General features: G+C 68.5%; 4 protein-coding genes and 2 pseudogenes. 2 read left to right on the plus strand and 4 right to left on the minus strand.

Annotation, left to right across the window (positions count from 1 at the left end; genetic code table 11):
* Together BN903_RS09045 and BN903_RS09050 are read left to right on the plus strand one after the other, a co-directional pair.
* Positions 1–1236: pseudogene (locus BN903_RS09045) on the plus strand (digeranylgeranylglycerophospholipid reductase); the annotation flags it as partial.
* Positions 1237–1298: 62 nt separating this feature from the next.
* Entirely contained in the window at positions 1299–2507 is a 1209-nt protein-coding gene (locus BN903_RS09050; RefSeq protein WP_048077430.1) for an acyl-CoA dehydrogenase family protein, read from the plus strand.
* A gap of 47 nt (positions 2508–2554) precedes the next feature.
* Here BN903_RS09050 and citZ read toward each other — a convergent pair whose 3' ends face one another.
* From citZ to BN903_RS16725, 4 genes and pseudogenes are all read right to left on the minus strand, one after another.
* Entirely contained in the window at positions 2555–3703 is a 1149-nt protein-coding gene (gene citZ, locus BN903_RS09055) for a citrate synthase (protein WP_048077431.1), read from the minus strand.
* 146 nt (positions 3704–3849) lie between these two features.
* A complete protein-coding gene (locus BN903_RS09060; protein ID WP_048077432.1) occupies positions 3850–5739 on the minus strand; it encodes a PINc/VapC family ATPase in 1890 nt (629 codons plus the stop codon).
* Between the two features lie 97 nt (positions 5740–5836).
* Complete coding sequence (locus BN903_RS09065) at positions 5837–6553, minus strand: type 1 glutamine amidotransferase (protein WP_048077433.1); 717 nt, start codon at positions 6551–6553, stop codon at positions 5837–5839.
* A 110-nt stretch (positions 6554–6663) separates the two neighbouring features.
* Positions 6664–6770: pseudogene (locus BN903_RS16725) on the minus strand (alpha/beta hydrolase); the annotation flags it as partial.

Genomic DNA, 6770 nt, shown 5'->3' on the forward strand with positions numbered 1-6770 from the left:
GGTTGACCGCTACGACGTCGCGATCGCCGGCGCGGGTCCGGCGGGCGCGCAGTGCGCCCGCGACCTGGCGACGCGCGGCTACGACGTCGTCGTCTTAGAGACGGAGTCGGAAGACGAGTTCCCGCGACAGAGCAACAAGTCGACCGCCGGCACGTTCCCGTCGATGATGTCCTCGTTCGGGATCCCGGACGATGTCGTGATGTCGTACACCGACGACGTCGTGTTGGAGTCGCCCAACGAGTACTACGAGAGCTACCAGCCGGGGGCGGTACTGGAGTTCGCGGAGTTCAAGCGCTTCCTCGTCGCCGACGGCCGCGACAACGGGGCGGAGTACCGCTTCGACGCCCGCGTCTCGCGCCCGATCCTCGACGATGACGGCGTTATCGAGGGCGTCCGATACAACGGCGACGAGGAGCTGTACGCGGAGGTCGTGATCGACGCCACCGGTCCTGCCGCCCCGCTGGCGAGCGCGCTCGACGTCGTCGACCTCGAACGCGAGAACCAGGCGATCGGGATCGAGTACGAGATGGAGAACGTCGAGATGAACCACCCGGAGTACGCCGACCTCCGGCGCGCGATGATGCTCCGGCTGGACCACGACATCGCGCCGGGCGGCTACTCGTGGATCTTCGCCACCGGCGAGGACACCGCGAAGGTCGGCATCTGTTACATCCAGAACGACCGCCACCGCGAGTTCGCCGAGGCGGGCAAGACCGTCGATGGCTACCTCGACGACTGGGTGAGCCGCGACCCCCGCTTCGCCGACGCCGAGCAGATCGACGAGACGGTCCACCGCGGCTCCGCACACATCCAGATGCCCGATGGGATGCACACGGACCACTTTCTCGCTATCGGCGACACGGTCCCCTCCATCGACCCGCTGTGGGGCGGAGGGGAGTCCACACGGGGATGAAGTCGGCCCGGGCCGCGGCGGCCACCGTCGACCGGTGTCTCACCGACTCGGAGCGCCGCCTCGACGCCGAGAGCCTCGCGGTCTACGAGCGGCTCTGGCACCGCGACGTGGCCCCGCGGATGAAGGCGCGGCTGATGCTCACGCGACTGCTGTATCTCGCGCCCAACGAGCGGTACGACCGGTTCATGCGCGACCTCCGTCGGACGGACGAGAACACGCTCGAAAAGGCGAATCAGGGCGATAAGGCGGCGATGGCGGAGCTGCTCCACCTCTCCGATCTCCCGCTGTTGACGAAGTTCGCACGGGAGCGGCTCGACGTCTGAAACGAGAAGGGACGACGACTCGGGGCGAACCGCTTTTGCCGATTCGACGCGCAGGAACGATCATGCTCGATTACGTCGGATTAGAGGCGGACCTCGACGAGGAGGCGCGGCTGATCCGGGACACCGCCCGTCGGTTCGTCGACGAACAGGTCCGCCCGGAGATCGGCGACCACTTTCAGGCGGGGACGTTCCCGACGGAGCTGATACCGGAGATGGGCGAGCTCGGCTTCTACGGCTCGAACCTCGACGGCTACGGGCTACCGAACGTCTCCGAGACCGCCTACGGCCTGCTGATGCAGGAGCTGGAGGCGTGCGACTCCGGGCTTCGGTCGATGGCTAGCGTCCAAGGGGCGCTCGTGATGTACCCCATCCACGCGTACGGCAGCGACGAACAGAAGGAGCGCTGGCTCCCCGACCTCGGGACCGGGGAGGCGGTGGGCTGTTTCGGGCTGACGGAGCCGGACCACGGCTCGGACCCCTCGGCGATGGAGACGCGGGCGGAGCGCGAGCCGCGGAGCGGCTCGGATCGGAGCGGTACCGCCGCGGAGCGCGACGGCGACGGCTACGTCCTCAACGGCTCGAAGACGTGGATCACGAACGCCCCCATCGCGGACGTGGCGGTCGTCTGGGCGCGGGAGACCTCCGCCGAGGGGAGCCCCGTTCGCGGGTTCCTCGTCGAGACCGACCGCGACGGCGTCACGACGAACGAGATCGACGACAAGCTCTCGCTGCGCGCGTCGATCACCGGCGAGATCAGTCTCCAGAACGTCTACGTCCCCGAGGAGAACGTGCTTCCGGGCGTGAGCGGCATGAAGGGACCGCTGTCGTGTCTCACGCAGGCGCGCTACGGGATCGCGTGGGGCGCGGTCGGGGCGGCCCGCGACTGCTTCGAGCAGGCCCGCGAGTACGCGCTCGACCGCGACCAGTTCGGCGGGCCGATCGCTCGGTTCCAGCTCCAACAGGAGAAGCTCGCGGAGATGGCGACGCAGATCACGACGAGCCAGCTGCTCGCCCACCGGCTCGCGGAGCTGAAAGAGCGCGGCGATCTCACGCCCCAACACGTCTCGATGGCGAAGCGCAACAACGTCCGTATGGCCCGCGACCAGTCGCGGATCGCCCGCGAGATGCTCGGCGGCAACGGGATCACGACGGACTACTCGCCGATGCGACACATGGCGAACTTCGAGACCGTCTACACCTACGAGGGGACCCACGACATCCACACGCTGGTACTGGGCGAGGACCTGACGGGGATCGCCGCGTTCGAGTGAGAAGAACGGGACCGGGGCGGAACCGGAGTCGGGGGCGAACGCGACGCCTACCGCTCGTCGATCGGGACGAACTCGGCGTCCTCAGGGCCGGTGTACCGGGCGCGCGGGCGGATGAGGCGGTTGTCCTCCTGGTACTCGGCGACGTGGGCGATCCACCCGCCGACGCGACTCATCGCGAAGATGGGCGTGTACATGTCGACAGGGATCCCGAGCGAGTCGTAGACGGAGCCGGAGTAGAAGTCGACGTTCGGGGCGATCCCCTTGTCGAGCAATCCCTGATCAGTAAGGTACTCCTCGATCGCGGTGGTGTAATCGAGCCACTTCGTGTCGCCCGACGACTCGGCGAGGTCTCGGAGCTTCTCTTCGAGGATCACCGCGCGGGGGTCTTTCACCTTGTAGACGCGGTGGCCGAACCCGGGGATGCGTCCGCCGGCGTCGCGGGTGTCTTTCACCCACTGGACGGGGTCTTTCGAGGAGGCGTCGATCTCGTGGAGCACCTCCATCACATCCTGGTTGGCACCGCCGTGGAGGGGACCGGAGAGCGCGCCGATACCGCCGGTGACGCCGGAGTAGACGTCCGCCATCGTCGAGCCGATCACCATCGCGGTGAACGTGGAGGCATTGAGCCCGTGGTCGGCGTGGAGCGTGAGCGCCATGTCGAACGTCTCCTCGCTCACGGCGTCCGGCTCGGCCCCGGTAAGCATGTAGAGGAAGTTCCCGGCGTGCGAGAGGTCCGGGTCGGGCGCGATCGGCTCCTCTCCCTGCCGGACGCGCTCGAACGCGGCGAGGATCGTCGGGATCTTCGCCGTGATCCGGCGGCCCTGACGGAGGGTGGATTCGCCGTCGTCGCCGCTCTCGTCGTCGTCCGGGTCGTAGGCGGACAGCATCGACGCCGCGGTTCGGAGCGCCGCCATCGGACGCTCCCCGGCGTCGGCGAGGGCGCGGACCGTCTCGATGACGTCGTCGTCCACCTCGCGCTCCGCCGCGAGGTCGGCGGCGAACGCGTCGAGTTCCGCGGCTGTGGGGAGAGAACCGTGCCACAGCAGATACAGCACCTCCTCGTAGCTTGCGCCGCGAGCGAGGTCCTCGATGTCGTACCCGCGATACACGAGCTTCCCGACCTCGCCGTCGACGTAGCTCAGATCCGACTCCGCGACGAGGACGCCCTCGAGCCCGCGTTTTAACTCATCGGCCATACCACGTCGTTCCGACCAACGGCAAAAAAGCGTTATCTTTCAGGAGGGATACGTTTCGTCGATCGTGGTGTGCCGCAGCGTCGAACGACGACGTGACAGGCTTCGGAAACGTCCGCGGCGGGCGGCCGTTCTCTGGTCTCGCAGTCTCAGCGAGCCGGAACAACCGTCACGGTCCGGTTCCGGTCGATCGCGTCCTCCAGCTCCTCGGCGATGGCTGAGCCGCGGGAGACCTGGACCTCGCCGCCGCGGCCGACGGTGGCGGTGAAGAGGTACTCGCCGTCGGCGCGCACCTCGACCGTCTCGCCCACGCCGTCGTCGACGTCGATGACGACGTGCCGCGAGGTGATCTCCGGGGCGACCACCGTCCCGCGCTCGGTGCCGACCTGCCCCTCGCCACTGCCGTTCTCGGCGGCACCGCCCGTCGGGCTCGGTCCCGACCCGCCCGGCTTCTCGTCGTGCGTGCGGACATCGATGTCGATCCCGAGGCGGTTCTCGATGTCGGCGATTCGGCCGCCGCCCTTCCCGATCACCGTGCCGATGTCGCCCTCGGTGACGTAGACGACCGCCTCGTCGTTGCCGTTCAGCTCCACGTCGACGTGGCCGTGCGCGACCGAGCGGATCTCGCGTTCAATCTCCTTTTTGGCGATGCGGCCGACGCCGGTCTCGCTTTCGGCCTCGTCGCCCTCGTCGTTCAGCGGGACGGTGACGACCTGTCGGTTGAACGTGTATATCTCGTACTCCGGCCGACCCGTCTCGAAGTCGGTCACCTGAATGACCGGGCGCGCGAGGTCCTCGGCCGTCAGCCCGGCGGGCACCTTCACCTCCGTGGTCACGTCGTAGACCGTGTGGACCTCGCCGGCCTCGATGTAGACGACGGTGTCGACGATCTGGGGGATCATTCCGAGCTCGACGCGCCCGACGAGCCGCTGGAGCGCGTCGATGGCGCGGGAGGCGTGGACGACGCCGACCATCCCGACGCCGGCCATCCGCATGTCCGAGAACACCTCGAAGTCGTTCGTCTTCCGCACCTCGTCGTAGATGGTGTAGTCGGGGCGGACTAAGAGCAGGGAGTCGGCGGTGTTCTCCATCTCGCCGCCGAGCGCGCCGTACTGGGTGATCTCCGGGCCGACCTGAAGATCTCGCGGCTTCTCCATCGTCTTCACCGCGTAGTCGCTGTCGTTCAAGAACTCCGCGACCGCCTGCGCGAACGTCGACTTCCCGGCCCCGGGCGACCCCGAGATGAGCACGCCGCGTTTACGCTCCGTGAACCGCTCGCGCAGCTCGTCGGCGAACTCGTAGTCGTCGAGGGTGGTCTTCGCGATCGGTCTGACGGCCGTAATCTCGATCCCGTCCGCGAACGGCGGTCGCGCGACCGCGATCCGGTAGTTGCGGAACTGGACGATGTCCATCCCGTCGTCGGACAGCTCGATGAACCCCTCGTTCGACTGCCGGGCGAGGTCGACGATCGAGTTGGCCCACTCGCGCATCTGCTCCTCGCTGCTCGGTTCGTCGTCGATCTCGACGTAGCGCATCTCGCCGAGGCTCCCGCGTTTCGCCTTCGGAACGGTGCCCGTCTTGAGGTGGACGGACATCGTCTCGTCGGTGAAGAACTCCTGGATCGGGAGGTCGTCGACGACGCCGCGGGCGACCGGCTCGACGTACTCGACGTCGAGTCCCTTCGCGCGGGCGACCTCGGCCTGGACCACGTCGCTGGACAGAAGCGTCGCGTCGTGGTCGGCGGCGAGGTCGCGAATCAGCGCGTCCACGTCGCCCTCGTGGGCGTTCGACCGGGCGTCGCCGCTCGCGCGCTCGCCGACGTACCGCAGTTCGATGGTCCCGTCGTCGGCGTAGTCCGCGAGCCGCTTGAGCTCGCCCAGCCCGTCCCAGCCGGATTCGAGGCCGTCGTTCGCCTGCGACTCCAGTTCGCCGACGACCGCCTCCGGGACGAACACGGTGACCGACTCGTAGGTCCCGTCCGCGACGCGTTCGGACACGCGGCCGTCGACGACCGCGCTCGTGTCCGGTACTACGTTCATACCGAGGATCGGTCCGGGAGGCGTATAAGGGTGTTCGACCGGGGGCCGCGTCGCGTCCGCGTCGGTGGACGGGACCGCGTCGACGAGAGCGGGGCGTTCAGTCGTCCGCGGCGGCCGGCTCGGTCTCGTCGCTCGCGAGTCGCTCGGCGTAGGCGGTGAAGTTCTCGAACAGCGCCTTCGCCTCGCAGGCGGCGTCGTACGCCGCGGGCGTTATCGAGTCGAGGACCGCGTCGACGCGGGCGTCGCCGATCTGATCGCGCTTCCCGTCGGTCACCTCGCGGGCGGTCTCGACGTCGTACTCGGGGTGGAACTGGACGCCCCAGCAGTGGCCGTCGCGGAAGGCGTGGACGCCGTGTTCGTTCTCGGCCAGAAGCGTCGCGGACGGCGGGAGTTCGACCACCGCGTCGCCGTGGGTCGTGAAGGCGGTGAAGGAGTCGTCGAACCCCTCGAACAGCGGATCATCGCGGGTCCGGCGGATCTCGTTGTAGCCGATCTCGAACCCGTCCATCCCGGCGACGCGGCCGCCGAGCGCCTCCGCGAGCACCTGATGGCCGTAACAGACGCCGAGGACCGGGCAGCCGGCGTCGGCGGCCTCGGCGACGTAGTCGACCAGCGGCGGGATCCACGCCTCGTCCCAGTAGACCGACGAGCGCGACCCGGTCACCACGACGCCGTCGAACTCGGTGTGGTCGGGGAGGTCCCCCGCGGTGGCGTCGAACTCGACGAGGTCGGCGTCGATCTCTCTGCGGAAGTTCCGGCGCGTGTTCGCGCCGTCGTGGGCGGCGTTCAACAGGGCGAACCGGAGGCGAGTCATCGACTGAACGGTTCGGCGAGAGCGACAAAACGGTTGCGGCGTCGGACGCGCCGGCCGACGACGCGGAGGTGCGGAGGGAGTCGGGTGTCGCTCCGCGGCGTCCGTCGGTCCTACTCGAAGGCGGCGCTCGCGTGTTCCGCGAGCCACCCGACGAGGAGGTCGTTGACCGCGGCCGACGCCTCGACGCCGACGAGGTGTCGAGCGCCCTCGACGGGGT

The organism is Halorubrum sp. AJ67 (assembly GCF_000513435.1).